The 23,748-nt window shown below is 62.4% G+C and carries 30 protein-coding genes and 1 pseudogene; 20 read left to right on the forward strand and 11 right to left on the reverse strand.

Annotated features, from left to right (window positions below; genetic code table 11):
• Positions 1 to 90 precede the first annotated feature (90 nt).
• The 3 genes from H0241_RS09785 to purB are packed head-to-tail and all read left to right on the forward strand — an operon-like array spanning position 91 to position 2,704.
• The gene (locus H0241_RS09785) at positions 91 to 816 is read left to right on the forward strand and encodes a DUF2259 domain-containing protein (RefSeq protein WP_181057206.1); all 726 of its coding nucleotides are present in this window, start codon (positions 91 to 93) and stop codon (positions 814 to 816) included.
• 56 nt (positions 817 to 872) lie between these two features.
• Positions 873 to 1,337 carry a hypothetical protein gene (locus H0241_RS09790; RefSeq protein WP_181057291.1) on the forward strand — a complete coding sequence of 155 codons (465 nt, stop codon included), beginning with the start codon at positions 873 to 875 and terminating at the stop codon, positions 1,335 to 1,337.
• 59 nt (positions 1,338 to 1,396) lie between these two features.
• Complete coding sequence (gene purB, locus H0241_RS09795) at positions 1,397 to 2,704, forward strand: adenylosuccinate lyase (protein ID WP_181057207.1); 1,308 nt, start codon at positions 1,397 to 1,399, stop codon at positions 2,702 to 2,704.
• A 228-nt stretch (positions 2,705 to 2,932) separates the two neighbouring features.
• On the opposite strand, the gene H0241_RS09800 is transcribed toward purB, so the two are convergent.
• Positions 2,933 to 3,745, reverse strand: a complete 813-nt coding sequence (locus H0241_RS09800) for a VOC family protein (protein WP_181057208.1) — start codon at positions 3,743 to 3,745, stop codon at positions 2,933 to 2,935.
• 241 nt (positions 3,746 to 3,986) lie between these two features.
• On the opposite strand from H0241_RS09800, the gene H0241_RS09805 reads away from it, so the two are divergent.
• Positions 3,987 to 4,541, forward strand: a complete 555-nt coding sequence (locus tag H0241_RS09805) for an RBBP9/YdeN family alpha/beta hydrolase (RefSeq protein ID WP_181057209.1) — start codon at positions 3,987 to 3,989, stop codon at positions 4,539 to 4,541.
• A gap of 20 nt (positions 4,542 to 4,561) precedes the next feature.
• Here H0241_RS09805 and H0241_RS09810 read toward each other — a convergent pair whose 3' ends face one another.
• Both H0241_RS09810 and H0241_RS09815 read right to left on the reverse strand, forming a co-directional pair.
• Positions 4,562 to 5,335, reverse strand: a complete 774-nt coding sequence (locus tag H0241_RS09810; RefSeq protein WP_181057210.1) for an HpcH/HpaI aldolase family protein — start codon at positions 5,333 to 5,335, stop codon at positions 4,562 to 4,564.
• Positions 5,336 to 5,519: 184 nt separating this feature from the next.
• Positions 5,520 to 5,840 (reverse strand): DUF1476 domain-containing protein, encoded by a 321-nt coding sequence (locus H0241_RS09815; RefSeq protein ID WP_181057211.1) that lies wholly within the window; start codon positions 5,838 to 5,840, stop codon positions 5,520 to 5,522.
• 274 nt (positions 5,841 to 6,114) lie between these two features.
• Between H0241_RS09815 and purC the strand changes: the two genes are divergently transcribed.
• From purC to H0241_RS09850, 7 genes and pseudogenes are all read left to right on the forward strand, one after another.
• A complete protein-coding gene (purC, locus tag H0241_RS09820) occupies positions 6,115 to 6,909 on the forward strand; it encodes a phosphoribosylaminoimidazolesuccinocarboxamide synthase (protein WP_013532127.1) in 795 nt (264 codons plus the stop codon).
• Between the two features lie 128 nt (positions 6,910 to 7,037).
• Complete coding sequence (purS, locus tag H0241_RS09825) at positions 7,038 to 7,280, forward strand: phosphoribosylformylglycinamidine synthase subunit PurS (RefSeq protein WP_181057212.1); 243 nt, start codon at positions 7,038 to 7,040, stop codon at positions 7,278 to 7,280.
• 20 nt (positions 7,281 to 7,300) lie between these two features.
• Positions 7,301 to 7,555, forward strand: coding sequence for a hypothetical protein (locus tag H0241_RS09830; RefSeq protein ID WP_181057213.1), 255 nt, complete (start codon positions 7,301 to 7,303; stop codon positions 7,553 to 7,555).
• Between the two features lie 36 nt (positions 7,556 to 7,591).
• Positions 7,592 to 8,142, forward strand: a pseudogene (locus H0241_RS09835) (RNA 2'-phosphotransferase).
• Positions 8,139 to 8,807, forward strand: coding sequence for a phosphoribosylformylglycinamidine synthase subunit PurQ (purQ, locus tag H0241_RS09840; RefSeq protein ID WP_181057214.1), 669 nt, complete (start codon positions 8,139 to 8,141; stop codon positions 8,805 to 8,807). The pseudogene H0241_RS09835 and the gene purQ overlap by 4 nt, the downstream one beginning before the upstream one ends.
• 43 nt (positions 8,808 to 8,850) lie before the next feature.
• On the forward strand, positions 8,851 to 9,261 hold the full coding sequence (locus tag H0241_RS09845; RefSeq protein WP_181057215.1) for a hypothetical protein: 411 nt from the start codon (positions 8,851 to 8,853) through the stop codon (positions 9,259 to 9,261).
• Positions 9,262 to 9,265: 4 nt separating this feature from the next.
• The gene (locus H0241_RS09850) at positions 9,266 to 9,904 is read left to right on the forward strand and encodes a Pr6Pr family membrane protein (protein WP_181057216.1); all 639 of its coding nucleotides are present in this window, start codon (positions 9,266 to 9,268) and stop codon (positions 9,902 to 9,904) included.
• Between the two features lie 12 nt (positions 9,905 to 9,916).
• Here the strand turns inward: H0241_RS09850 and H0241_RS09855 are convergent, their stop codons facing one another.
• Positions 9,917 to 10,162 carry a DUF1127 domain-containing protein gene (locus H0241_RS09855; protein WP_181057217.1) on the reverse strand — a complete coding sequence of 82 codons (246 nt, stop codon included), beginning with the start codon at positions 10,160 to 10,162 and terminating at the stop codon, positions 9,917 to 9,919.
• A gap of 93 nt (positions 10,163 to 10,255) precedes the next feature.
• On the opposite strand from H0241_RS09855, the gene H0241_RS09860 reads away from it, so the two are divergent.
• Positions 10,256 to 11,668 carry an aminotransferase-like domain-containing protein gene (locus H0241_RS09860; protein WP_181057218.1) on the forward strand — a complete coding sequence of 471 codons (1,413 nt, stop codon included), beginning with the start codon at positions 10,256 to 10,258 and terminating at the stop codon, positions 11,666 to 11,668.
• A gap of 42 nt (positions 11,669 to 11,710) precedes the next feature.
• Here H0241_RS09860 and H0241_RS09865 read toward each other — a convergent pair whose 3' ends face one another.
• Entirely contained in the window at positions 11,711 to 11,875 is a 165-nt protein-coding gene (locus tag H0241_RS09865) for a hypothetical protein (RefSeq protein WP_181057219.1), read from the reverse strand.
• Positions 11,876 to 12,065: 190 nt separating this feature from the next.
• Here H0241_RS09865 and purL point away from each other — a divergent pair, with 190 nt between their 5' ends.
• The 3 genes from purL (at position 12,066) to H0241_RS09880 (ending at position 15,158) form a co-directional block, all read left to right on the forward strand.
• Complete coding sequence (purL, locus tag H0241_RS09870; protein ID WP_181057220.1) at positions 12,066 to 14,297, forward strand: phosphoribosylformylglycinamidine synthase subunit PurL; 2,232 nt, start codon at positions 12,066 to 12,068, stop codon at positions 14,295 to 14,297.
• Entirely contained in the window at positions 14,294 to 14,818 is a 525-nt protein-coding gene (locus tag H0241_RS09875) for a hypothetical protein (protein ID WP_181057221.1), read from the forward strand. Before purL ends, H0241_RS09875 begins: the two co-directional genes overlap by 4 nt.
• Before the next feature lie 106 nt (positions 14,819 to 14,924).
• Positions 14,925 to 15,158, forward strand: a complete 234-nt coding sequence (locus tag H0241_RS09880; protein ID WP_010909092.1) for a BolA/IbaG family iron-sulfur metabolism protein — start codon at positions 14,925 to 14,927, stop codon at positions 15,156 to 15,158.
• Between the two features lie 12 nt (positions 15,159 to 15,170).
• On the opposite strand, the gene H0241_RS09885 is transcribed toward H0241_RS09880, so the two are convergent.
• Positions 15,171 to 15,977: a phosphodiester glycosidase family protein gene (locus H0241_RS09885; protein WP_235984200.1), complete on the reverse strand. Its 807-nt coding sequence runs from the start codon at positions 15,975 to 15,977 to the stop codon at positions 15,171 to 15,173.
• Between the two features lie 163 nt (positions 15,978 to 16,140).
• Between H0241_RS09885 and grxD the strand changes: the two genes are divergently transcribed.
• Complete coding sequence (grxD, locus tag H0241_RS09890) at positions 16,141 to 16,476, forward strand: Grx4 family monothiol glutaredoxin (protein WP_112561431.1); 336 nt, start codon at positions 16,141 to 16,143, stop codon at positions 16,474 to 16,476.
• 117 nt (positions 16,477 to 16,593) lie between these two features.
• Positions 16,594 to 17,862 (forward strand): multidrug effflux MFS transporter, encoded by a 1,269-nt coding sequence (locus H0241_RS09895; RefSeq protein WP_407941733.1) that lies wholly within the window; start codon positions 16,594 to 16,596, stop codon positions 17,860 to 17,862.
• Between the two features lie 71 nt (positions 17,863 to 17,933).
• Here H0241_RS09895 and H0241_RS09900 read toward each other — a convergent pair whose 3' ends face one another.
• The 3 genes from H0241_RS09900 to rpsD form a co-directional block, all read right to left on the reverse strand.
• Positions 17,934 to 18,761 (reverse strand): inositol monophosphatase family protein, encoded by an 828-nt coding sequence (locus tag H0241_RS09900; protein WP_181057223.1) that lies wholly within the window; start codon positions 18,759 to 18,761, stop codon positions 17,934 to 17,936.
• Positions 18,751 to 19,644: a tRNA 2-thiocytidine(32) synthetase TtcA gene (gene ttcA, locus H0241_RS09905; RefSeq protein WP_181057224.1), complete on the reverse strand. Its 894-nt coding sequence runs from the start codon at positions 19,642 to 19,644 to the stop codon at positions 18,751 to 18,753. The genes H0241_RS09900 and ttcA overlap by 11 nt, the downstream gene beginning before the upstream one ends.
• 150 nt (positions 19,645 to 19,794) lie before the next feature.
• Positions 19,795 to 20,412 carry a 30S ribosomal protein S4 gene (gene rpsD, locus H0241_RS09910; RefSeq protein ID WP_023773182.1) on the reverse strand — a complete coding sequence of 206 codons (618 nt, stop codon included), beginning with the start codon at positions 20,410 to 20,412 and terminating at the stop codon, positions 19,795 to 19,797.
• A gap of 379 nt (positions 20,413 to 20,791) precedes the next feature.
• Between rpsD and H0241_RS09915 the strand changes: the two genes are divergently transcribed.
• Positions 20,792 to 21,001 carry a hypothetical protein gene (locus H0241_RS09915; RefSeq protein WP_181057225.1) on the forward strand — a complete coding sequence of 70 codons (210 nt, stop codon included), beginning with the start codon at positions 20,792 to 20,794 and terminating at the stop codon, positions 20,999 to 21,001.
• 78 nt (positions 21,002 to 21,079) lie between these two features.
• On the opposite strand, the gene H0241_RS09920 is transcribed toward H0241_RS09915, so the two are convergent.
• Entirely contained in the window at positions 21,080 to 21,268 is a 189-nt protein-coding gene (locus H0241_RS09920) for a DUF3008 family protein (protein ID WP_181057293.1), read from the reverse strand.
• A gap of 145 nt (positions 21,269 to 21,413) precedes the next feature.
• On the opposite strand from H0241_RS09920, the gene H0241_RS09925 reads away from it, so the two are divergent.
• Both H0241_RS09925 and H0241_RS35605 read left to right on the forward strand, forming a co-directional pair.
• Positions 21,414 to 22,616: an RNB domain-containing ribonuclease gene (locus tag H0241_RS09925; protein ID WP_235984201.1), complete on the forward strand. Its 1,203-nt coding sequence runs from the start codon at positions 21,414 to 21,416 to the stop codon at positions 22,614 to 22,616.
• On the forward strand, positions 22,600 to 22,797 hold the full coding sequence (locus tag H0241_RS35605; protein WP_235984202.1) for a hypothetical protein: 198 nt from the start codon (positions 22,600 to 22,602) through the stop codon (positions 22,795 to 22,797). The genes H0241_RS09925 and H0241_RS35605 overlap by 17 nt, the downstream gene beginning before the upstream one ends.
• 95 nt (positions 22,798 to 22,892) lie before the next feature.
• Here H0241_RS35605 and murI read toward each other — a convergent pair whose 3' ends face one another.
• Complete coding sequence (murI, locus tag H0241_RS09930; protein WP_181057226.1) at positions 22,893 to 23,681, reverse strand: glutamate racemase; 789 nt, start codon at positions 23,679 to 23,681, stop codon at positions 22,893 to 22,895.
• Positions 23,682 to 23,748: the final 67 nt, after the last annotated feature.

Consider the following 23,748-nt stretch of genomic DNA (forward strand, 5'->3'; position numbering starts at 1 on the left):
AATTGGATGCATCGCCTTTTGGATAGCACGATGTTTTGACTGTCTCATGATAGGGAACGATCGAACCATGGCAGCCTGAGCGGAGATCCGATGCGAAATCTTGTCCTGATTGGCGTTTGCCTGCTGGCCCAGCTGACATCTGCCATGGCCGCCTGGGCAGGCGATGTCGCTGAGCTGGAGATCCTCGGCTTCACCAGAGATGGTGGCGTCTTCGCCTTCGAGGAGTACGGCGTCGCGGATGGGTCTGGCTTTCCCTATGCCAACCGCTACTACATCGATACCGCCGACGACACGTTCCTGAAGGGCACGCCGATCCGGGTGCGGCTGGAGGACGAGACCGCCTCGCTCGACGCGGCCCGTCTCCAGGCCAAGCAGAAGGGCGAAGCGATCATTGCCCAGGCTGAGCTTACCGCCAATCGCGGCATCACCGCCGGCTTCAACCCGGTGACCGAACTGTCGGCCGACCCGTTCCGCATGGTGGTCAACCCGCGACCAATCTTCTCGCCGGTCGACCCGCCACTGGAATTCCGGCTCGACGAGATCGGCATGAACGATACGGCAGGCTGTGAGAGCCAGGGCGAGATCAATGGTTTTCGCCTGTTGCGCATCGAAGCAAGCGATGGCGGCCAGACGCATCTGCTGCATGAAGACAAATCGATCCCGAAAAGCCGTGGCTGCCCCAACGGCTACCGGATCGGCGTGGTGCAGACGTTCTCGATGGACAGTATCAGCGCCTATGCGGTGCTGATCGCGGTGCGCCAATACGGCTTCGAGGGGCCGGATTTCCGCTGGATCGCCGTGACCGGCCGCCTGTGACATCGCTCGATCAATCCAGCTGGCGCAAGCGCGTCGGCAATCGCGTCCGCCGCGCCGTGCCATCGACGGGCGCGGCCCTTGTCGGCGCCTTGCTGTGGGCAATGGCCATGGGCGCAAGCGCGCTCACCGGCCTTTGGCTCGACAATTGGGAGACGCCTGAAAAGATTCGTTTCGTCGTCCTGCTCTTTGCCATGGGCGCGGCAATTGCCTTCCCCGTCGGCCTGTTCGCGGCGCGGCTGGCCTCGCTCGACCGGCACTGGGAAGTGGCGCTTGCCGCCGCCTTCGTCTGTCTGCTTGCTGCGACACTTGCCTTCACCGGCGGGCTGTTTGCGCTGCAATACCGCTCCTACTACGCCGAATGGCACGCGGAGGCCTTCACCGTCCGTTGGGCGTTCGAACTGGTGTTCACCTCGCTGACGGCGCTCTACCAGTTCGTGGTGCTGGGGGTGCGGCTCTATTTTCCGCTCGGATTCATCGCACTTGCCGCCGCCAGCGTGTGGTTTGCGCGCCAGCAGCGTTGAGCATTTGGTCCGCCTCTGATAGGAGGCGCACTTAACCACCGACATATCAGGACTGACGGATGATCCCTCGCTATTCCCGGCCGGAAATGGTCGCCATCTGGTCGCCGGAAACCCGCTTCCGCATCTGGTTCGAAATCGAAGCCCATGCCTGCGATGCGCTGGCTGAACTGGGTGTCATCCCCAAGGAAGCGGCAAAAACCATCTGGGAAAAGGGCAATGCGGCCAAATTCGACGTCGGCAAGATCGACGAGATCGAAGCCGTCACCAAGCATGACGTCATTGCCTTCCTCACCCATCTCGCCGAATTTGTCGGGCCGGATGCGCGTTTCATCCACCAGGGCATGACATCGTCTGACGTGCTCGATACCTGCCTGGCCGTGCAGCTCAGCCGCGCCAGCGACATTCTGCTCGCCGACCTCGACGGTCTGCTCGCCGCTCTGAAGCGCCGTGCCTTCGAGCACAAGGACACCGTCACCATCGGCCGCAGCCACGGCATCCATGCCGAGCCGACCACCTTCGGCGTCAAGCTGGCGCAGGCCTATGCCGAGTTCTCGCGCTGCCGCGAGCGGCTGGTGCATGCGCGTGAGGACATCGCCACCTGCGCCATATCGGGCGCCATCGGCACCTTCGCCAACATCGACCCCTATGTCGAAGAGCATGTGGCGAAAAAGCTCGGGCTGAAGCCGGAACCGGTTTCGACGCAGGTCATCCCGCGCGACCGCCACGCCATGTTCTTCGCCACGCTCGGCGTCATCGCCTCGTCGGTCGAGCGGCTGGCGACCGAGATCCGCCATCTGCAGCGCACCGAGGTGCTGGAAGCGGAAGAGTATTTCTCGCCGGGCCAGAAGGGCTCGTCGGCCATGCCGCACAAGCGCAACCCGGTGCTGACCGAAAACCTCACCGGCCTTGCCCGCATGGTTCGGTCCATGGCCTTGCCGGCGATGGAGAATGTGGCGCTCTGGCACGAGCGCGATATCTCGCACTCCTCGGTCGAGCGCATGATCGGGCCCGACGCCACGGTGACGCTGGATTTCGCGCTGTCGCGGCTGACCGGCGTCGTCGACAAATTGCTGGTCTACCCCGACAACATGCTGAAGAACATGAACAAGTTCCGCGGCCTTGTGCATTCGCAGCGCGTGCTTCTGGCGCTGACGCAGGCCGGTGTCAGCCGCGAGGACGCCTACCGCCTGGTGCAGCGCAACGCCATGAAGGTGTGGGAACACGGCGCTGATTTCCTTGAGGAACTGTTGGCCGACAAGGAGGTCACCGCAGCGCTGCCCGAAGCCGAGATCCGCGAAAAGTTCGACCTTGGCTATCACACCAAGCATGTCGACACGATCTTCAAGCGGGTTTTTGGGGAAGCCTGACGCCAGCGCCAAGCTGGAGCACCCCTCATCCGACCTCGCTTCGCGAGGCCACCTTCTCCCACAAGGGGAGAAGGGAAGACTGCGGCGACCTTGCCGCCAATCATCAACGATTGAGATTTGCAGAGGCGCAAGCGGCGAGCTCCGCCTTCTCCCCTTGTGGGAGAAGGTGGATCGGCGCGTAGCGCCGAGACGGATGAGGGGTGTTCCAGCTTGGCGCTGCCCTCAGATCTAGGCCTTGCCAGGCACCGTCCTGATAACCGTGCCCCACGGATCCTCGCGGTTCGTTTCCTTGGTCACATTGTCCGAGCGCATCTCGACCCAGGCCAGACCCGAGCGGGACGGATCGCGGCGGCCGGCGCCGGCGCTGTGCCACGAATTGCCACCGATATGGTGGTGGTAGCCGCCGGACGACAGGAACACCGCCTGCCCGCCATACTTGGCCACGGTGTCGAAACCGAACTCCTGGTGCCACCAGGCTTCGGCGTCTTCCGGCCGGCCGACACGCAGATGGACGTGGCCGACAATGCTGTTTTCCGGCGCGCCCTGCCAGCCGGCGTCACCGGCCGGCACGCTGGCGGCCACAGCGGCCAGGTTCAGCCGCTCGGTCGCCATGGCGATCTTGTCGCCGTTCCACTTCCACTCCTCCGGCAAACGGTCTCTATAGATTTCAATGCCGTTGCCTTCGGGATCGGTCAGATAGAGCGCTTCGCTGACCAGATGGTCAGAGGCACCCTCTATGCGGATCTTGTTGGCGGCAGCATGGTTGATCCAGCGGCCGAGATCGGCGCGGCTGGGCAAAAGGAAAGCCGTGTGGAACAGGCCGGCGCTGCGCGGATCGTCGGGCTTGGCCGTTGCGTCAGGCTCGATGACCAGCAGCGGTCGCTCGGCGGCGCCCAGCGTGATCGCGCCGTCGGCGCGGCTCAATTCCTGCAGGCCGACAACGGCACGGTAATAGGCCGCGAGGCCCTCGGCATCGCTCGCCTTCAGGCCAACGCGTGACACACTGACGGGGGTAGTCGCGGCAAAAGGCAGTTCGCTCATCAAAATCTCCGCTCGGGCGGCGTTCCGCGAGGTTTCCAAGCCAGAGGCCCGGCGCCGCAACAACTGTAGCGCCGTTTCAACCAACAAGCCCTGGTTTTCACGGTCGCTCTTCCTGTCCACAGATCGTCTATCCCGATCGTTCACACAAGACGGAAAGAATCGAACAGGTTGTTCACAATTGTGATGCGCCGCGTCCATCAGCATGGTTGCACGAGACAGAGCTGCTCGCTATCTCAGCGCCATGAAAGTCAAAGACGCAGATATCTTGATCGTACCGGGCTACACCAATTCAGGCCCGGAACACTGGCAGACACGCTGGCAGTCGAAACTGTCGACGGCACGCCGGGTCGAGCAGGCCGAATGGTCGAAGCCGGTTCGCGAGGACTGGACAGCCAGCGTGGCGAACGCCGTCAACGAAGCGGAGCGGCCGGTGGTGATCGTTGCCCATTCGCTCGGCGTGGCAGCCGCGGTGCAGGCCATTCCGCAATTCAGGAAGCCGGTCGTCGGCGCCTTCTTTGTCGCGCCACCCGATGTCGCCAACCCGGACATAAGGCCGAGGCACCTGATGACCTTCGGCCCCTATTCGCGCGAGCCGCTGCCCTTTCCATCCATCGTGATCGCCAGCCGCAATGATCCGTTCTGCGCCTTCGAGGTTGCCGAAGACATAGCCGGCGCCTGGGGCTCTTTGTTCATCGATGCCGGTGAAACCGGTCACCTCAACGAGGATGCCGGCTTCGGCCCGTGGCCCGAGGGATCGATGACCTTCGCCAAATTCCTGACCGACCTCAAGGCCTGACCAGGGCAAGGCACCACGCCTCAGCCCTTGATCGAATCGTTCATGCTCTTGATGAGGGTTTTTGCGCCGAGCGAAATCAGCGCGTGGTCCGAGCCCATCGCCAGCAGCCGGTAGCCCATCGCCACGACGCGGCCGGCGATGGCCGGCTCGATAACGTAGATGGCGGCATGCTTGCCTGCCTTGCGCGTCTGCTCGGCGATGGACGCGACGGTTTCCATCATGCTTTCCAGTGTCGAATTGACGGTAGCGCCGTTCGACCAGGCGATCGAGAAATCCGACGGTCCGAGAAAGATGCCGTCAATGCCAGGCGTGTCGAGAATGCCGTCCAGCGCATCGAGCGCGGCGCGCGTTTCGACCATGGCGAAGGCCATGGTGCGCGCATTGGTGTCGCGCAGCCACTCGGCCTGGTCGCCCTTGCCGTGGCGCGGAAAGGCATAGGTCGGGCCCCAGGAGCGCTCGCCGAGCGGCGGATATTTCATCGCGGCGGCAAACAGTTTTGCATCGGCCACCGAGTTCACCATCGGCGCAATCACCGCCTCGGCGCCAAAATCGAGGGCGCGGCTGGCCATATCGAAGCGGCCGACCGGAATGCGCACCAGCGCCGGCTTGTTGGCGGCGAGCACCGGCACCAGGCCGCGCAAGACAGAGTCTTCGTGATGACCGCCATGCTGCATATCGAGGGTGACGGCGTCAAAACCCTGCTTGGCGATGATTTCGACCGTCAAGGCGTCCGGAACCCCGGACCAGGCGGTGAACAGCGTTTCATCCGCCGCCAGGCGTGATTTCAGGGACATCGGCGCTTTTCCTTGTTGGCTAGGACCTTTTCTAACAGGCCCACGCACAGTTTCAGCCGGAAAAGGCTGAAAAGGCAAAGAAAAACCGCCCGGTTGGGCCGGGCGGTCGATTGGTCCAGTCATTCCTTGTTTGTCCCAGGTCCAGTCGCAAAACCGCAGGACACTTTCGCGGACCTGCTTCAGATCAGGTGTTCTTGATCTGCTCGATCGCCTGCGCCATCAGCTCGTCCATGGTGCGGCGGATCTGATGATCCGACTGGTCGACGCCGGCGGCGTCGAAATCCTTACGGATCTTGCGGAATACGTCGTGGTCGCCAGCTTCCTCTATGTCGGAGACAACCACTTCCTTGGCATAGGCGTCGGCGTCAGAGCCGGACTTGCCCAGCTTTTCAGCGGCCCACAGGCCGAGCGCCTTGTTGCGGCGCGCCGCAGCCTTGAAGCGAAGTTCTTCGTCGAAGGCGAATTTGCGCTCAAAACCCTCTTCGCGGTCTTTCATGCTGCTCATGGCTTCCCTCCGGTGAAATCGATTCGCGTTGGCGATGGATATGTGTGTTGCCGCAGCACAAACCAAAAGGGCGCGGGTCGGTCAATATGCTACATCACTTGCTGCGCTGCGGCATTTCATTCCTGAAAGCGGTAGATGGAAAGGATTTGCCGATTGAGCAAACGGTGTGATTGGGATAGACCCGGCATTGAACCCACCCGTCGCCGCACTAATTTAGGCGGACGGACAGGAACTGGTCGCTTGCCGCCTGCCCGCAAATCCAGAGAAAAATCAGATGAAAAATCGCCGCCGCATTTATGAAGGCAAGGCCAAGATCCTCTATGAGGGACCAGAACCGGGCACGCTGATCCAGTTCTTCAAGGATGATGCGACCGCGTTCAACAAGAAGAAGCACGAGGTCATCGACGGCAAAGGTGTGCTCAACAACCGCATTTCCGAATACATCTTCAATCATCTGAACCGCATGGGCATTCCGACCCACTTCATCCGCCGGCTCAACATGCGCGAGCAACTGATCAAGGAAGTCGAGATCATTCCGCTCGAAGTGGTGGTGCGCAATGTCGCCGCCGGTTCGCTGTCCAAGCGCCTCGGCATCGAGGAAGGCACCGTTCTGCCGCGCTCGATCATCGAATTCTATTACAAGGCCGATGCGCTCGACGACCCGATGGTGTCGGAAGAGCACATCACCGCTTTCGGCTGGGCGAGCCCGCAGGAAATCGACGACGTCATGGCGCTCGCCATCCGCGTCAACGACTTCCTCTCCGGCCTGTTCATGGGTGTCGGCATCCAGCTCGTCGATTTCAAGATCGAATGCGGCCGCCTGTTCGAGGGCGACATGATGCGCATCGTCGTTGCCGACGAGATCTCGCCGGATTCCTGCCGGCTGTGGGACGTGGCGACGCAAGACAAGCTCGACAAGGACCGTTTCCGCCGCGATATGGGCGGCCTTGTCGAAGCCTATCAGGAAGTGGCCCGCCGCCTCGGCATCATGAACGAGAACGAACCGCCGCGCCCGACCGGCCCGGTGCTCGTCGCCTCGACCGACGGCCTCAAAGGCAAGCCGCACTAGAACTGTCCATCGTTTCGAGGAACGCTGAACCGTTCTAGCTCTTTGTTTTGACGCAATTCCGGACGGAAAACCGCTTCACACTTTTCCTGGAATTGCTAAGACCAAACTCGAACAGGAACCTGTCCAGCATGATCAAGGCCCGCATCACCGTCACTCTCAAGAACGGCGTGCTCGACCCGCAGGGAAAAGCCATAGAGCACGCCCTGTCGGGACTGGGGTTCGGCGGTGTCGGCCAGGTGCGGCAAGGCAAGGTCTTCGACCTCGAGCTTTCAGAGACCGACAAGGCCAAGGCTGAAGCCGACCTCAAAGCCATGTGCGACAAGCTGCTGGCGAATACGGTGATAGAGAATTATAGTGTGACGCTTACCTGAGGTTGTACCCGGGGGCTCGGATGCCGGAAGTCACGAATGAGTTGATGTACGAACTTCTCAAGAAAATCCATTCACGAATGGATCGGCTTGAGAATGGTCTAGGCGAAGTCAAGCAGGAGATTGTTGCGATCAGGCTGCAGGCGTTGAGCACGCAGACGGACGTCAGCAACATCTACGCGATAACAGGTCGTATCGATCAACGTCTTGAGCGGATTGAGCAGCGCCTCGAATTGCGCGAACTCGCCGAAGCACAAAGGCCCTTTGAGCCGAAATGACGCCGGTTCGGCAAATGGACTGAAACTGCCTTCACCATGCCGAACGACACACAGATCTCGAAATTCATGAGCCTGGTCCTTCGGCACGCGCCGAAAGAGGCCGGGCTTTCGCTCGACGAAACGGTTGGGCTGATTTCAACAAGCTGTGCGCTGTCCTTCAATCGAAATTCGGCACCCCCCTAGCTGAGGTTGTCCGCATCGTCGATGAAAATCCGAAAAGGCGCTTTGCCGTCGAGGGCAATCGCATCCGCGCCGTGCAGGGCCACAGCGTCGATGTCGATCTCGGCCTGCCGCATTCCATCCCGCCCGCCATCCTCTACCACGGCACCAAGGTGGAGTTTCTGCCCACCATCTTGCGCGAGGGCCTGACCAGCCAGTCGCGCCAGCATGTGCATCTGTCGAAGGATGTCGAAACCGCCCGCATCGTGGCGCGGCGGCGCAAGGGAAAAGATGTTATCCTTCAGGTCGACTCGGCAGCCATGGCTGGGGATGGCGAGATATTCTTTCTCTCCGACAACGGCGTCTGGTTGACCAATCATGTTCCGCCCCGGTATCTGCTTGAGATCAGCGAACAGGAATTGCCATGAAATCCGCCGTCGTTCTTCTCCCGGGCCTCAACCGTGACCGCGACATGATCGCGGCGCTGACCAAGATTTCCGGACAGGCGCCGGCGACCGTCTGGCAGACCGACACCGAAATCCCCGATGTCGACCTCATCGCCATCCCCGGCGGCTTCTCCTTCGGCGACTATCTGCGCTGCGGCGCGATTGCCGCGCGCATGCCGGTGATGCGGGCGGTCGCTGAAAAGGCGGCCAAGGGCGTCATGGTCATCGGCGTGTGCAACGGGTTCCAGATCCTAGTCGAGGCCGGCCTTTTGCCCGGCGCGCTGATGCGCAATTCCTCGCTGAAATTCGTCTGCCGGCAGGTGAAGCTCGAAATCGCCAACGCCAACACCATGTTCACCCGCCGCTATCAGCCGGGTCAGATCATTCGCACGCCGGTGGCGCATCATGACGGCAATTACTTTGCCGATGCCGACACGCTTGCCCGTCTCGAAGGCGAAGGCCAAGTGGTGTTTCGCTATGCCGAAGGCACCAATCCCAACGGCTCGATCAACGACATTGCCGGCATCATCAGCGAAAAGGGCAATGTGCTCGGCCTGATGCCGCATCCGGAGAACCTGATCGAGGCAGCGCATGGCGGCAGCGACGGCAGGGCCCTGTTCGAAGGTGCGCTCGGCATCGCCGCCTAATATCCTTTTCGAAATTCCTTTCAAAGCGCGGGGGCGGCTGACCATGAGACTGACGATTGCCCGGATGGCTCTCCTGACTGCCGCCGGGTTGGCGCTGGCGTCCTGCCAGTCGAGCCCGAAGAGTGCGCCGGTGCCTGCGGGCAAGAGCGCTTCGCTGCTCGCCATGGAACAAGTGGCGATATCGGCGCATAAATGCTGGATCGCCAGCAAGGATCCCGCCTTCAAGTCGTATCAGATGGCCAATGAACTGAATTCGTTCAGCGGCACACCGCGCTTCCTGCTGGTGCCGGCCAAGCATTATGGCGGCAAGCCGTTGCTGGTCGTGCAGGCGCAAGGCAATTCCAGCCGCATCGACGTGTTCGGTCCGCTGATGGACGATCCGCTCGGTGCGCGCATCGGCTCCGATATTGCGCGTTGGCAGACGGGCAACCCTTCCTGCAACGCGGCCGCCTGACACCATGGGTCGCTTCCTGCAGATTGCGGGATTGATCGTCGGTCTGGCCGGGCTTGTCCTGCAAGCCTGCATCACCATCCCGGCTTCGATGGAAGCCGGCCGCAGTTTTCTCGGCTCCATCGTCTTTCTGTTCAGCTTTTTCACCATCCTGACCAACATCGGCGCGGTGCTGGTCCACGCCTCGCTGCTGTCGCCTTCGGGCTATGCCTGGCTGCCGGCCTTTGCCGGACCGCGGATGCGGGCTGGCGTCGCGGTGTCCATCGCGCTGGTCTTTATCGTCTATGCGACGGTTCTGGCGCAGCTCTGGCAGCCGCAGGGCCTGTTCCTGCTCTGCGACGTGCTGCTGCACTATGTGACCCCGGCGCTGTTCGTGCTGTGGTGGCTGGTGGCGGGCGCCGACGGCAGGACACGCTGGAGCGACATTTCCTGGTGGATGGCCTATCCGATCGCCTATCTCGCCTATGCACTGGCGCGCGCGCCGATTGCGGGCGAAGTGCCCTACCCGTTCCTCGACGTTGCGAAAAACGGCGCGGCCAGCGTCGCGCTTGCAGCGCTGGCCGTCACCGGGGTTTTCCTGGTGCTGTGCATTGTTGCCGTGCTTGTCGACAGGGGTGTCGCACGCCTCAGGGGCGTGCGCCGCTGACCGAACTACGGTTCAGTCCCAGAACCGCCTGATCCCTTCGCGGTGGGCGTCGCCACGCGACACACCGATATCCCTGAGCTGGTCGTCGGTCATTTCCAGCAGGGCCATGCGGCCGCGGCGGCGCTCGATGAGCGCGTCGATCTGCTGCGCCAGTGACCTGACCACATGCACGATGCGGCTGACAAAGCCTCGCCGTCCAGACGGGCGCGGCCCGACCAGTTCAATGCCCGTATAGCGGATTGTCTCGATTGTGCTCATTGTCTTTCTGCCGAGGTTGCAAATTGTACCCGTTTCGATACGACGCTGATATGTATTGACTCCTATTTCGGTGCAATATACAAAATTGTCACCATGACAAATTGGCTTCCTGACCTCACCACCGGCTCCGGCCCGCTTTACCAGCGCCTTGCCGACAGCATCGAGTCGGACATCGACAAGGGCATCATCGATGCCGGGGCAAAACTGCCGCCGCAGCGCGATCTCGCCTATGACATCGGCACCACGGTCGGCACGATCGGCCGGGCCTATCAGCTGCTGCGCGAGCGCGGGCTGGTGAGCGGCGAGGTCGGACGCGGAACCTATGTGCTGGCCCAGCAATCGGAAGCGGCTTCACCCGAATTCGCCGAGCCCGCAGTGCAAGGCACCCGCTATGTCGACGCACCGTCCGGCAAACTGCGCTTCGATAGCACGGCCGCACCCGACATCGGCCAGGGCGCCATTGTCGCCAACATGCTGTCGCGCACGGTGCAAGATCATCCGCATGAGATTTCCAGCTACACCAGGGACTTTCCGGAGCGATGGTTCGAAGCCGGCGCCCGCTGGCTGTCGCGCAATTCGTTCCGCCCGGCGGCCGAGACCATCGTTCCCACGCTCGGCACCCATGCCGCTGTAATGGCGGCGATCGCGGCGCTCACCACGCCCGGCGACTATGTCGCCTTCGAGCACCTCACCTATTCCCAAATCGCCCGCAGTGCCGGGCTGATCGGGCGGCGCACGGCGTTGGTGGCATCGGACGAGGAAGGTCTCGATCCCGAGGATTTTGAGCGCGTCTGCGCGCAAAAGCACCCGAAAATGATCTTCCTGATGCCGACGGTGCAAAACCCGACGCTGGCGATCCTGTCGGTTTCACGCCGCGAGGCGATCGCACGCGTCGCGCGCGAGTACAATGTCATTCTCATCGAGGACGATCTGTATGGCGGCCTGACCGAGGATCCGGCGCCGCTGCTGGCCGAATATGCGCCCGAGCGCACCATTGTCGCCGGCGGCCTGTCGAAATCGGTCGCCGCCGGCGTTCGCGGCGGCTGGCTCTCCTGCCCGCCCGCCTATCGCCATCGCATCCGCGTCGCCCACAAGATGATGACCGGCGGCATGCCGTTCCTGCTGGCGGAGGTGAATGCCCGGCTGGTTCTGTCAGGGCAGGCTGGCGATATCCGTCGGCGCTGCATTGCCGAAATCGCCGCCCGCATCGCCATCGTGCGCGAGACTTTGACCGGCTTCGCCTTCAGGTCACACGAGAACGTGCCCTTCGTCTGGCTGACCTTGCCCGACCCCTGGCTGTCCGGCACGTTCAGGAACGCCTGCCTCGAAAATGGCGTGCTCCTCGACGACGAGGACGAATTCAAGGCCGGGCGCTCCGAGCAGGTTTTCCATGGCGTGCGGTTCGGCGTCTCGCAGCCCAGGCGACGCGAGGAGATCGCCGGTGGCGTCGCGGTGATCCGGCGGCTGCTGGAAGAAGGCCGCGCCGGCTACGACAGGTCTTCCTGACCCGTTGACGCTTAACCTGGTGGTCGCGCCCCCCGATCTCGGTCAGCCCTCTGCCTTGAAATTCCTGGCTTCCTTCGCGCCCTTGTCCTTGCCGTGCTTCTCGGCCAGGTCCTTGGCCTGCTTGGGCGAAACGTCGGTGGTCTCGGCAATATGCATAGCCTCCTTGTCCGAGAGGCGATTGTCTTTCTTGCCTTGCTTGGTGGCCATGGCGAATCTCCTGATTGGTTGGAGACCTAACGGCCGGCATGCCTTAGCGTTCCCCCCGGGCTCACCGCTGCTATCGTCACCTTGTGGCTTTCCGGCGTTTTTCGTCAGCGGATGGGGGTGTATCGCGCCAAAGCTTGCGATAAGAGGGGACTCAGAAATCCCCCTCTCCCACGGATACCAATCGCTGCCCATGACCATTTCCAATTCCGTGCCGATCACTCCGGAACTCATTGCCGCGCACGGGCTGAAGCCCGACGAATACCAGCGCATCCTCGATCTGGTCGGGCGCGAGCCGAGCTTCACCGAACTCGGCATCTTCTCGGCGATGTGGAACGAGCACTGCTCGTATAAGTCTTCGAAGAAATGGCTGCGCACGCTGCCCACCACCGGGCCGCAGGTCATCCAGGGTCCGGGCGAGAATGCCGGCGTAGTCGATATCGGCGACGGCGACTGCGTCGTCTTCAAGATGGAGAGCCACAACCACCCCTCCTACATCGAGCCCTACCAAGGTGCGGCGACCGGCGTCGGCGGCATCTTGCGCGACGTGTTCACCATGGGCGCGCGGCCGATCGCGGCGATGAATGCGCTGCGCTTCGGCGCGCCCGACCATCCCAAGACCAGGCATCTGGTCTCCGGCGTGGTTTCCGGCGTCGGCGGCTATGGCAATGCCTTCGGCGTGCCAACGGTCGGCGGCGAGGTCAATTTCGACGCGCGCTACAACGGCAACATCCTGGTCAACGCCTTTGCCGCCGGCCTTGCCAAGACCGATGCGATCTTCCTGTCGGAAGCCAAGGGCGTCGGCCTGCCCGTCGTCTATCTCGGCGCCAAGACCGGCCGCGACGGCGTCGGTGGCGCCACAATGGCTTCGGCCGAGTTCGACGACAAGATCGACGAGAAGCGCCCGACCGTGCAGGTCGGCGATCCCTTCACCGAAAAATGCCTGCTCGAAGCCTGCCTCGAACTGATGGCCTCGGGCGCGGTCATCGCCATCCAGGATATGGGTGCGGCCGGCCTCACCTGTTCGGCGGTCGAGATGGGCGCCAAGGGCGACCTCGGTATCGAGCTTCAGCTCGACCAGGTGCCGGTGCGCGAAGAGCGCATGAGCGCCTATGAGATGATGCTGTCGGAAAGCCAGGAGCGCATGCTGATGGTGCTGCGCCCCGAAAAGGAAAAAGAAGCCGAGGCGATCTTCCACAAATGGGGCCTCGACTTCGCCATTGTCGGCAAGACCACCGACGATCTGCGTTTCCGCGTCATCCATCAGGGCGACGAGGTCGCCAATCTGCCGATCAAGGACCTTGGCGACAAGGCGCCGGAATACGACCGTCCCTGGGTCGAGCCGAAGAAGCCGGCGGCACTGGCGGCTGGCGATGCACCGAAGGCCGATGTCGCCGATGCGCTGCTGAAGCTGCTCGGCGGTCCGGATTTGTCCTCGCGCCGCTGGGTGTGGGAACAGTACGACACGCTGATCCAGGGCAATTCGCTGCAGCTGCCGGGCGGTGACGCCGGCGTGGTGCGCGTCGAAGGCCATGCGACCAAGGCGCTCGCCTTCTCCTCCGACGTCACCCCGCGCTATTGCGAAGCCGACCCCTATGAGGGCGGCAAGCAGGCCGTGGCCGAATGCTGGCGCAATCTCACCGCCACCGGCGCGCTGCCGCTTGCGGCGACCGACAACCTCAATTTCGGCAATCCGGAGAGGCCCGAGATCATGGGCCAGCTTGTCGGCGCGGTGAAAGGCATTGGCGATGCCTGCCGTGCGCTCGGCTTCCCCATCGTGTCGGGCAATGTCTCGCTCTACAACGAGACCAACGGCCAGGGCATCCTGCCGACGCCGACCATCGGCGGTGTCGGGCTGATCGCCGACTGGTCGAAGATGGCCCGGATCGGCTTCGCCGCCGAGGGGCAGATGATCCTGCTGGTCGGCGCGCCGGCAACGTGGGGCAGCCATCTCGGCCAGTCCGCCTATTTCAGGGATATCCATGGCCGCACCGACGGCCCGCCGCCGCCGGTCGACCTCGCGCATGAAAAGCGCGTCGGCGACCATGTGCGCGCGCTGATCGCGTCGGGCGTCGTGACAGCGGCGCACGACCTTTCCGACGGCGGTCTTGCCGTGGCGTTGGCCGAAATGGCGATGGCGTCCAGCATCGGCGCCACCATTCCGGGCCTCGCCGGCACCGACCCGATCCCGGTCTGGTTCGGCGAGGACCAGGGCCGCTACCTGCTGACGCTGTCAGTCGATCCGCAAAGCAAGGAATGGGACGCCATCCGCGAGGAGCAGAGCAAGCTCGGCATTTTTGCGCCATGGATCGGCTCGACCGGCGGAAGTGAGCTGAAGCTCGGCGATGCCAAGGCCATCCCGGTCAGTGAATTGACCGCCGCCCACGAAGGCTGGTTCCCTGGCTTTATGGACAAGGCCAGTTGAGCAGACTGGCTGCCCGGACGCTGATCGCAGTCGTCTTCTGGCCGTCGCTGTTCTTCTTCTGGTTCCTCGGCCCGTTCGTCTTCTTCCTGCTGTCGACGACCTCGAGCGAGGTCTGTCCGCTGCTGGAGAGGCGCGAGCAGTTCCTTGAGGCGGCCAACGGCACGCTGCCGATGCTGGTGCTGCAAAACATCATCTATGCGGTTCCGATCATCTGCCTGGTGCTTTGGATCCGGCTTTTGCCGGACCCGGCGCGAGCAAGGCATGTCGTCACATGCATCAAGCTTTTTATTGCTGCTGCGATCCTGGGAGCACTGTGGGAGTACGGCTCATCGCTGGCCTGCGATGGCTACGGCCAGGCGTTCTTCTCGCCGCTTTGGCGGATGACCAGCTATCTCTCCATCGTCATTCTGGTGATCAACATTCCGCTCTATGTGCTGGTCTTCAGCCTTGGCCGGGGGTTCTCGACCCGCGATGACATCACTGAGGATGGTGTGGTCCATCCGCGGCAGGATGGCCCTTAGACTCCGCCACCGACAGAACGGCTTCAACCCGAGCCAGAAAGGCTTTAGGCTTGCGCCCGAGTCACTTCGTAAAAGCTGCCTAGCCCGCCCAGAACAGGATTTTGCCATGGCAATGGATGCCCACGACATCGAAAAACTGATCAAGGACGGCATTCCGGACGCCAAGGTGACGATCCGCGACCTCGCCGGCGACGGCGATCACTATGCGGCCGAAGTGGTGGCCGAGAGCTTCCGGGGAAAGAGCCGCGTCCAGCAGCACCAGATGGTTTATGACGCGCTGAAGGGCAATATGGGCGGCGTGCTGCATGCGCTGGCGTTGCAAACCAGCGTGCCGGACTGAAGCCAGACTGGCCTACTGCGTCAGCGGCTGCCTTGCCAAAACGGCAATGATCGGTCCGGCCGGGAATTTTCCGCCGACGATCATCTTGTCGCCATCCGACAGCGCCGAGACCGCGCCGTCGAGGAACAGCGCGTTGCGGCAGCCGAGCGCGTCGCGAAACAGCCGCGCAAAGCTGCCGAAACTGACCTCAGACCGCGAGATCGCCAGCACAACTGTGTTTTCGTCGCGCACGCCGACGCCGTTCCTGATGTAGCGGGAAGTGCCGTTCGGTTCGAATCGCGGGTGAGTCTGGCCGTCGATCACCAGCATCGGGCCGGACTGCGTGGCGAAAGCAACGTCAGGCTTGGCAGCGGCATAGGTGCTGCTCTCCATGACCGTAGCCTTGCCGTCCTTGCCTACGAGGAAGACGCCGTTCGGCTTCAGGAAGAAATTGCCTTCGGCATCGGCAAGGTTGAGCGGGGACTTTTCGCTGCCATCCTCGACCAGCAGGCCAACCGGCGACAGATCCTCGTGATACATGCCGCCATTCATGGCGAGCAGCACCAGCCTGCCCTCGCCGGCAACCGCCTTGTCGAAGGCCTCCAGCGAGCCGAAGGGCTTGCCGTCGACACCGGCGTGAAAGACAGCGAGGTTATAGGTTCGCAGGTCGACTGTGCAGACGACATAGATCACGGCCTCGAAGGCGACATTCCGGCAAGGGGCCGGCAGTTCGCCGCCGATCACCAAAGGTGGCGGCGCGGGTCTTCTTGGCCACAAGACAACGGCCATCGCCGCCACCAGGATGGCGATCAGGAGGACGGCGCCGTATCGTCTTTTCATCGTCTTCCAGAGGCTGCTATCGGCTCGGCTGCTTGGCCCAACACAGGCGATCCTTTGCGCCATTTCCGCGGCAGCGGCGCAAACATCTTGTTTCGGCCCATCTATGGGTTTATTTGATGGCTATGCTTCGAGCCTGACTCCCACAGGCGTGAAAGGATATTCCATGAGCGGCATCAACGACTACATCGACAGCGAAGTTAAGGGTAACGACGTCGTCCTTTTCATGAAGGGCACGCCCGGTTTTCCGCAGTGCGGGTTTTCCGGCCAGGTGGTGCAGATCCTCGATTACATCGGCGCCGACTATAAGGGCGTCGACGTGCTGACCTCGGCCGAACTGCGCCAGGGCATCAAGGAATATTCGAACTGGCCGACGATCCCGCAACTCTACGTCAAAGGCGAATTCGTCGGTGGCTGCGACATCATCCGCGAAATGTTTCAGGCGGGCGAGTTGCAGACGTTCCTCGTCGAAAAGGGCGTCAGCGTCAAAGCGACAGCCTGATTCTGGTTTGATACGGGGCAGCCCCGCCCCGACAAAATGCTACCTCCCCTATTGGGGTGAGGACGAACCGATGCGCCGGCATGCCGGCGCATATTCGTTTTGAAGATCGGACCCGCCGTGGACCAGCAGTCACAAGCGCCGCAACAGGCAAGCAAATTGCCTATTCCGCGTTGGGAATTCATCGCGCTGTGCGCGGCGCTGATGGCGCTGAACTCGCTGGCCATCGACATCATGCTGCCGGCGCTGCAGCAGATAGGCGCCACGCTCGGCGTCGAAAATGAAAACCACCGCCAATATGTCATCACCGCCTACATCCTGGGCTTCGGCGGCGGACAGCTTTTCTTCGGACCGATCTCGGACCGGTTCGGGCGCCGCGCACCTCTGGTCGTCGGTCTTGCGATCTATGTTGTGGCGGCGGCGGCTGCCGCCATCGCCCCGTCATTCGCCATCCTTCTCCTTTGCCGGCTGGTGCAAGGTATCGGTGCGGCCGCCACTCGCGTCATCGCGGTGTCGATCGTACGCGACACATTCGACGGCCGGCGCATGGCCGAGGTGATGTCACTGATCTTCATGGTGTTCATGGCCATCCCGGTGATTGCTCCAGGAATTGGCCAGTTCATCATGCTGTTCGCAAGCTGGCACTGGATCTTCGTCACCATGGCAGTCGGGGCGCTGATCGTGTCGGCCTGGTCGCTGCTGCGCCTGCCGGAGACGCTGCATCCGGAATACCGCCGGCCGCTGACGGTCTCATCCGTCGTCGGCGGTTTCCGCATCGTGCTCACCAACCGCATCGCGCTCTGCTATGCCTTTGCCAGCACCTTCATCTTCGCCGCCATGTTCGGCTTCATTGCCTCGGCGCAGCAAATCTATGTCGACATTTTTCATGTCGGCGAGATGTTTCCGGTCATCTTCGCGGGTGTCGCGGGCGTTCTTGCTTTTTCGAACTACCTCAACTCGCGCCTGGTCGGCCGCATTGGCATGCGCCGCCTCTCACAGAGTGCGCTGCTGTTGTTCCTGGTGATCAGCCTTGCCTGGCTTACTGTGTCACTGGAAATGACGATGCCGCTGTGGCTGTTCATCGCCTTCTTCGCCAGCGCGATGCTGCCATTCGGCGCGCTCGGCGCCAATTTCAACGCACTGGCCATGGAACCGCTCGGTCAGTTGGCTGGGACGGCGTCATCGATCCTGGGATTCATGCAGACGTTTCTCGGCGGCATTCTCGGTACGCTGATCGGCCAGGCCTTCAACGGCACGGTGACGCCCCTGGCCGCCGGCTTTTGCAGCGTCTCGGTCGCGGCGCTGCTGATGATCCTCATCGCTGAGCGGGGCAAAATGTTCCAGCCGCACAACCCGCCCGTTTCAGGTCACGTCACCGATCTGCATTGATTTTGGCCTGCATTAATTTTGGTCTGTAGGCCGGAAGCCTGGCGGCTTAAACGACAGAGCAGGAATTGATCCTAGTCAGCCCATAGTTCGCGACGCAGCTCCTGCCAGCTTTCGCGGTCGGGCGCGACGAGGATACCGCCATCGACATGCGAGGGCAGATAGGCGCTGCCGTCGATACGCGCGGTGTAGCCTCCGGCCTCGGCATGGATCAGCACGCCTACCAGATGGTCCCACGGCATCAGCTTGTTGTAGACGACGAAGTGAGCATGGCCGCTGGCCAGCAGCCGGTATTCATGCGCGGCGCAGCGATAACCGAACTGCGTCAGCGTCTTGGTCTGGTTGCGGGCCAGAAGCGAGCGTTGCGGCTCGGCCAGATATTGCCAGGAGACCGAACCGGTCATCTGCGAGACCGGCACGGCGTCAGCGACATGCACCTTCTCCAGCGCGCCATGTGCATGGCGGATATGGCTGCCGGCGCCCTTGGCGCCGATCAGCCAGTCCTTGCCGACGGGATCATGGATGATGCCGGCCACGGTCTCGCCCTTGATCACGACGCTTAGCATGACGCCGAACAGCGGCACGCCGGAGGCGAAGTTGAAGGTGCCGTCGACCGGGTCGACGACGAAAGCGAGATCGGCATCGCCGAGCCCCTGGAGCAGCGCCGGATTGTCGGAACAGGCTTCCTCGCCGACGATCATCGCCTTGGGGTAGCGCTCGCGCAGCTTGGCCGTAATCAGCCGCTCGGCGTTGACGTCGGCCTCGGTCACCAGATCGGCGGCCGAGGTCTTCTGGCGGACATCGCCCTCGCCCAGCCGGCGAAAGCGCGGCATGATCTCGGCTTTGGCTGCATCGGCGAGAAGCTCGGCCAGCCAGTCGATCGCACGGTCGTCAAAAATCATCGGAAATGTCTTGTCCTGCGGTGAGACTGCCGTTGAGGGCGGCAAAGTCGAACAGTTTGCGGTCGAGCAGATGCGAGGGCCTGGTGTTGGACAGTGCCCGCAGCATCGTGTCCTTGCGGCCGGGCATGCGCTTTTCCATATCGTCGAGCATCGCCTTCGTGGCGTTGCGCTGCAGGCCTTCCTGGCTGCCGCAAAGATCGCAGGGAATGATCGGGAATTTCATCGCGCCGGCGAATTTTTCCAGATCGGCCTCAGCGCAATAGCTCAGCGGCCTCAGCACCATGACGTCGCCGTCATCATTGAGCAGCTTTGGCGGCATGGCGGCAAGGCGCCCACCATGGAACAGGTTCATGAAGAAGGTCTCGAGGATGTCCTCGCGATGATGGCCGAGCACCAGCGCCGAACAGCCCTCTTCGCGCGCGATGCGGTAGAGATGGCCACGCCGCAGCCGCGAGCACAGCGAACAGTAGGTGCTGCCCTGAGGCAGCTTGTCGGTGACCACCGAATAAGTGTCCTGATACTCGATGCGATGGGCGATGCCGTGCGCGTCGAGATAGTTTGGCAAAATGTGCTTCGGGAAATTCGGCTGGCCCTGGTCGAGATTGCAGGCCAGGAGCTCGACCGGCAAAAGCCCGCGCCATTTGAGGTCGAGCAGCACGGCGAGCAGGCCGTAGGAATCCTTGCCGCCGGAGAGCGCCACCAGCCAGCGGTCGCCGGGTCTGACCATGGCGAAATCCTCGATCGCCTGGCGGGTCAGCCGCAACAGCCGCTTGCGCAGTTTGTTGAATTCGACCGAGGACGGCACCTCGGCGAACAGCGGGTGGAAGCCGCCTTCGGCATCGGCAACCGGTTCTAGCAGATCGGCGTTTGGCAACATGTTCATGGCGCGTCGGCCCAAATCCCTGTTGCGCCCGGATTAGCGCATTGGCTCGAAAATCGAAATCGGTTTTTGGTCGATGCTTCGCAAGCGCGATGCACAAAGAAAAAGGCCGCCCCGAAAGGCGGCCTTCGATGTCTGCGGCAATGAGGCCGATCAGCGCGAATAGAATTCGACGACCAGGTTCGGTTCCATCTGCACGGCGAACGGAACGTCCGCGAGCCCGGGGATACGCGAGAAGGTCGCGACCATCTTGTTGTGATCGGCTTCGATGTAGTCCGGCACGTCGCGTTCGGCGAGGCCGACCGACTCGAGCACGATCACCAGCTGCTTCGACTTTTCACGCACTTCGACGACGTCGCCCGGCTTGCAACGGTACGAGCCGATGTTGACGCGCTTGCCATTGACGTTGACGTGGCCGTGGTTGACGAACTGGCGGGCGGCAAAAATGGTCGGCACGAACTTGGAGCGGTAGACGACCGCATCCAGACGCGACTCGAGCAGACCGATCAGGTTCTCCGAGGTGTCGCCCTTGCGGCGGTCAGCCTCTTCATAGACCTTGCGGAACTGCTTTTCGGAGACGTCACCATAGTGACCCTTCAGCTTCTGCTTGGCGCGCAGCTGCAGGCCGAAATCGGAAAGCTTGCCCTTGCGGCGCTGGCCGTGCTGGCCGGGGCCGTATTCACGCTTGTTGACCGGGGACTTCGGGCGGCCCCAGATGTTTTCGCCGAGACGGCGGTCGATCTTGTACTTCGCGGATTCGCGCTTGCTCATCGCATTCCCTTTCAAAACAAACCACCCGGAACCTCATGGTCCGGGTGAAGGAAACGCGCCCTCCTCTGGCCTCCGTTTTCGAGACCTGACAGGGTTTTCCACACAATGCGATGGAAAACCCACGGGACACGTCATTTCAAACAAGACCAAGGAAACGAAAAACCTGTTTTCCCTGATGTCTTGCCATGCAAAAGAAACCACCGGGCATTGCGGCCCGGTGTTGGTGGGCTCGTTAAACGGAGATTTAACCGCTGTCAAGCTCGCCGCTGGCGGCGGCTGCGGCAACCATATAGCATTTCTGACGTTGCGGTGCCGGACGTGGCGGGGTCGTTGCCGACGGCATTAGGAAGGGACTGGACCTAGAGGAGCCTGAAGTCGCATGAAGAAGTTCTTCCTTTCGTTGGTAAGTGCAGCCGTCCTGGCAGGATCGATGTCGATTGCCGTCCCCGAGCCTGCGATGGCCAGGCATTGGCACGGTCACAGACACCATCAGGTCTGCCGCATCGTGGTGAAGAAGAAGGTTGTCTGGCGGCACGGCCACAAGAGGGTCATCCACTACAGGGTGAAGCGCTGCTGGTGGCGGTGGTAGATTCGGCTTCGGCCTAAAGTGAAGAGCCCGCGGTCTCGGCCGCGGGCTCTTTGTTTTTGACGGCACAATATCCGGGCTTCAGTCTGCCGATTTCTTCTCCGGCAGCCCCTTGCGCCTGGTCTCGGCGAACTCCTCAAGCTGATTTTCGCTCATCGATTCATACATTTCGCGTGCAGCGCCTATGAGTTCGCTTTTCTTGGTTTCGCCGCGTTTGGCCGAAAGCGCGGCGCCGGCGGCCTTTTGCTGGGCTTGTGATTTTGCAGGCATATCGGTTCCTCCTTTGCTGCCAGAAGAAGAAACGTAGCGCTTCGGCGACGGTTCCTGTGGTAGTTCAACTTCCGGTCCGCGCTCGTGTCTGCCCTGCCAGCAAATCGGCCTTCCCGTGTCCGGAACGCCAGTGTAGGACGGCGCGATGAAATCGTTGAACGACCCCTCGAAAGCACTCGCCAACGGCCTCTCAAAAATCCGCACCGAGTTTCATGTGCCGAACGGATTTCCGCCCAACGTGGTGGCCCTCGCACAGACGGCGGCCAAGCGCGCGCCCAACCAGCATACCGACCGGACGGCGATGCCCTTCGTGACACTCGATCCGGCGACTTCCACCGATCTTGACCAGGCGTTTTCGATCGAGGCGAGCGGCAGCGACCTCCTGTTGCACTATGCCATTGCCGACGTGGCCTGGTTCGTCGAGGACGGCGACGCGGTGGACCTTGAAGCCTGGGCGCGCGGCGAGACCCTGTATTTGCCGGACGGCAAGGCCGGGCTCTATCCCCCGGTGCTTGCCGAGGGTGCGGCGAGCTTGCTGCCCAGCGGACCGCGCCCGGCTGTTATCTTCACGGTCCGGGTCGCTCAGGACGGAGCGGTAAAGCTGGACGGCGCGGAGCGGGCAATTATTCAGAGCCGTGCCAAGCTCGCCTATGACAGGGTGCGAGCCTCCGACGTTCCCACAGGCTTCGCCGAAATTGCGCGGCGCATGGCGGCAGCCGAAGAACGTCGTGGCGCTTCCCGCGTCGACCCGCCCGAGCAGGAGGTGGAACAGCTTGCCGATGGCACATTCCAGCTTGCGTTCAGGCCGCTGCTGCAATCCGAGAAAGACAACGCCGCGCTTTCGCTGGCCGCCAACATGGCGATTGCCGACGCCATGCTGGCACACCGGACCGGGCTGTTCCGGGTGATGGCGCCGCCGGATGCTTCCAAGGTGCAAAGGCTGCGCAACGCGGCACAGGCTCTCGGCCTTGTCGTGGCCGGCCTCGACCAGCTTGCGCGACTATCAGCGAACCCTCGATCCGGGCAAAAAGCAACAGGCAGCGCTGATGCTGGAAATCCGCCGTGCCGGTTCCGGTGCGTCCTACCAACCCTATGCGGAAGGCGTTGTCCCGTGGCACGAGGCGATGGCTGCGACCTATGCGCACGCCACCGCGCCGCTGAGGCGGCTGGCGGACCGCTACGTCGTGCGCTGCACGCTGGCAATCGCCAACGGGCAGCCGGTGCCCCAGGCCGTTGCCGATGCGTTCGCCAGATTGCCGAGGGTTATGGGGCGCGCGGATGCTCGCGCCTCGCAGATCAACCACGCGGCCATCGACCTTGCCGAGGCAGTCATGCTGAAGGGACGTGAGGGTGAGATGTTCAAGGCCGTCGTCACCGACGTCGCCGACCAGCGTATGCGCGTTCAGCTCTCGGACATGCCTGTCGTTGCCAATGTGAAGGCCTCCGGGTCCAGACAAGGCGATCGTCTGGCGTTAAGGCTGGTTTCGGCCGATCCGGACCAACGCAGCGTCGTCTTCGAACCTGCCTAGAGCAGTTCACCGTTTCACAGAACGGCGAACTGCTCTATTTCTTTTTTGACGCAATTCCTCAAGGGAAAGCGCTACGCGCTTTTCCTGGAATTGCTCTAGCGCGCGCTCAAGCCAAAACCCTGCATCAGCCGGCTGATGGCGAAATCCGCCTTTCCCGAGGTAAAGACGGCGATGTCGGGCTCGCCTTGCGGCAATGGCCCGTCGACTGCCGGAAGCAGCGACAAGGCGCGGCGGGCAATCGCCTCGGCTGGGTCGAGCCAATCCACCGGCCAGGGTGCTGTCTTGCGCATGCGGTTGGCCAGGAACGGGTAGTGCGTGCAGGCGAGCACGACGATATCGGTGCGCAAATCGTCATGCTGGACGAAGCAAGGCGCGATCTCGGCACGCACGGCCTCCTCGTCGACAAAGCCCTCGCGCATATAGACTTCGGCCAATCCGGCCAGATTGTTGCTGCCGACCAGGCGGACATGGCATTTCTGCGCCCATTTGCTGATCAGGTCGCGCGTGTACTGGCGCTTCACGGTGCCCGGGGTCGCCAGCACCGAGACTAGCCCGGACCGGGTGCGCTCGGCCGCCGGCTTGATCGCCGGCACCGTGCCGACAAACGGATGGCCTGGAAATCTGTCGCGCAGCGCGTCGATCACCAGCGTCGAGGCGGTGTTGCAGGCGATGACCGAAATCGCTGGCGAAAACCGGTCCAGCAGCCGTGCGAAGAGATCGAGTATATGGGTCTGCAGCGCCGGCTCTTCCCAGGCGCCGTAGGGAAAAGCCGCATCGTCGGCGACGTAAACAAAGCGCCGGTCGGGCATCAGCACGCGCGCTTCGCGCAGTACCGTCAATCCGCCAACGCCGGAATCGAACATCAGGATCGGACGGTGGCTCATTGATGTCGGACCATGAAAGGGCTGGAGATCAGAAGGGCTGGCCGGTGATGTGGCCGATGCCGTTCTA

The organism is Mesorhizobium neociceri, assembly GCF_013520985.1.
GTDB lineage: Bacteria > Pseudomonadota > Alphaproteobacteria > Rhizobiales > Rhizobiaceae > Mesorhizobium > Mesorhizobium neociceri.

Coding starts and splice junctions, on each gene's coding strand:
- H0241_RS09925 (WP_235984201.1), top strand. CDS start 21,414: ATGAAATCGTTGAACGACCCCTCGAAAGCACTCGCCAACGGCCTCTCA.
- murI (WP_181057226.1), bottom strand. CDS start 23,681: ATGAGCCACCGTCCGATCCTGATGTTCGATTCCGGCGTTGGCGGATTG.
- H0241_RS09920 (WP_181057293.1), bottom strand. CDS start 21,268: ATGCCTGCAAAATCACAAGCCCAGCAAAAGGCCGCCGGCGCCGCGCTT.
- ttcA (WP_181057224.1), bottom strand. CDS start 19,644: ATGAACATGTTGCCAAACGCCGATCTGCTAGAACCGGTTGCCGATGCC.
- H0241_RS09860 (WP_181057218.1), top strand. CDS start 10,256: ATGACAAATTGGCTTCCTGACCTCACCACCGGCTCCGGCCCGCTTTAC.
- H0241_RS35605 (WP_235984202.1), top strand. CDS start 22,600: ATGCTGAAGGGACGTGAGGGTGAGATGTTCAAGGCCGTCGTCACCGAC.
- H0241_RS09850 (WP_181057216.1), top strand. CDS start 9,266: ATGGGTCGCTTCCTGCAGATTGCGGGATTGATCGTCGGTCTGGCCGGG.
- H0241_RS09855 (WP_181057217.1), bottom strand. CDS start 10,162: ATGAGCACAATCGAGACAATCCGCTATACGGGCATTGAACTGGTCGGG.
- H0241_RS09915 (WP_181057225.1), top strand. CDS start 20,792: ATGAAGAAGTTCTTCCTTTCGTTGGTAAGTGCAGCCGTCCTGGCAGGA.
- purB (WP_181057207.1), top strand. CDS start 1,397: ATGATCCCTCGCTATTCCCGGCCGGAAATGGTCGCCATCTGGTCGCCG.
- H0241_RS09880 (WP_010909092.1), top strand. CDS start 14,925: ATGGCAATGGATGCCCACGACATCGAAAAACTGATCAAGGACGGCATT.
- grxD (WP_112561431.1), top strand. CDS start 16,141: ATGAGCGGCATCAACGACTACATCGACAGCGAAGTTAAGGGTAACGAC.
- H0241_RS09845 (WP_181057215.1), top strand. CDS start 8,851: ATGAGACTGACGATTGCCCGGATGGCTCTCCTGACTGCCGCCGGGTTG.
- H0241_RS09785 (WP_181057206.1), top strand. CDS start 91: ATGCGAAATCTTGTCCTGATTGGCGTTTGCCTGCTGGCCCAGCTGACA.
- H0241_RS09900 (WP_181057223.1), bottom strand. CDS start 18,761: ATGATTTTTGACGACCGTGCGATCGACTGGCTGGCCGAGCTTCTCGCC.
- H0241_RS09800 (WP_181057208.1), bottom strand. CDS start 3,745: ATGAGCGAACTGCCTTTTGCCGCGACTACCCCCGTCAGTGTGTCACGC.
- H0241_RS09885 (WP_235984200.1), bottom strand. CDS start 15,977: ATGAAAAGACGATACGGCGCCGTCCTCCTGATCGCCATCCTGGTGGCG.
- H0241_RS09805 (WP_181057209.1), top strand. CDS start 3,987: ATGAAAGTCAAAGACGCAGATATCTTGATCGTACCGGGCTACACCAAT.
- H0241_RS09830 (WP_181057213.1), top strand. CDS start 7,301: ATGCCGGAAGTCACGAATGAGTTGATGTACGAACTTCTCAAGAAAATC.
- H0241_RS09810 (WP_181057210.1), bottom strand. CDS start 5,335: ATGTCCCTGAAATCACGCCTGGCGGCGGATGAAACGCTGTTCACCGCC.
- rpsD (WP_023773182.1), bottom strand. CDS start 20,412: ATGAGCAAGCGCGAATCCGCGAAGTACAAGATCGACCGCCGTCTCGGC.
- purS (WP_181057212.1), top strand. CDS start 7,038: ATGATCAAGGCCCGCATCACCGTCACTCTCAAGAACGGCGTGCTCGAC.
- H0241_RS09865 (WP_181057219.1), bottom strand. CDS start 11,875: ATGGCCACCAAGCAAGGCAAGAAAGACAATCGCCTCTCGGACAAGGAG.
- purL (WP_181057220.1), top strand. CDS start 12,066: ATGACCATTTCCAATTCCGTGCCGATCACTCCGGAACTCATTGCCGCG.
- purC (WP_013532127.1), top strand. CDS start 6,115: ATGAAAAATCGCCGCCGCATTTATGAAGGCAAGGCCAAGATCCTCTAT.
- purQ (WP_181057214.1), top strand. CDS start 8,139: ATGAAATCCGCCGTCGTTCTTCTCCCGGGCCTCAACCGTGACCGCGAC.
- H0241_RS09815 (WP_181057211.1), bottom strand. CDS start 5,840: ATGAGCAGCATGAAAGACCGCGAAGAGGGTTTTGAGCGCAAATTCGCC.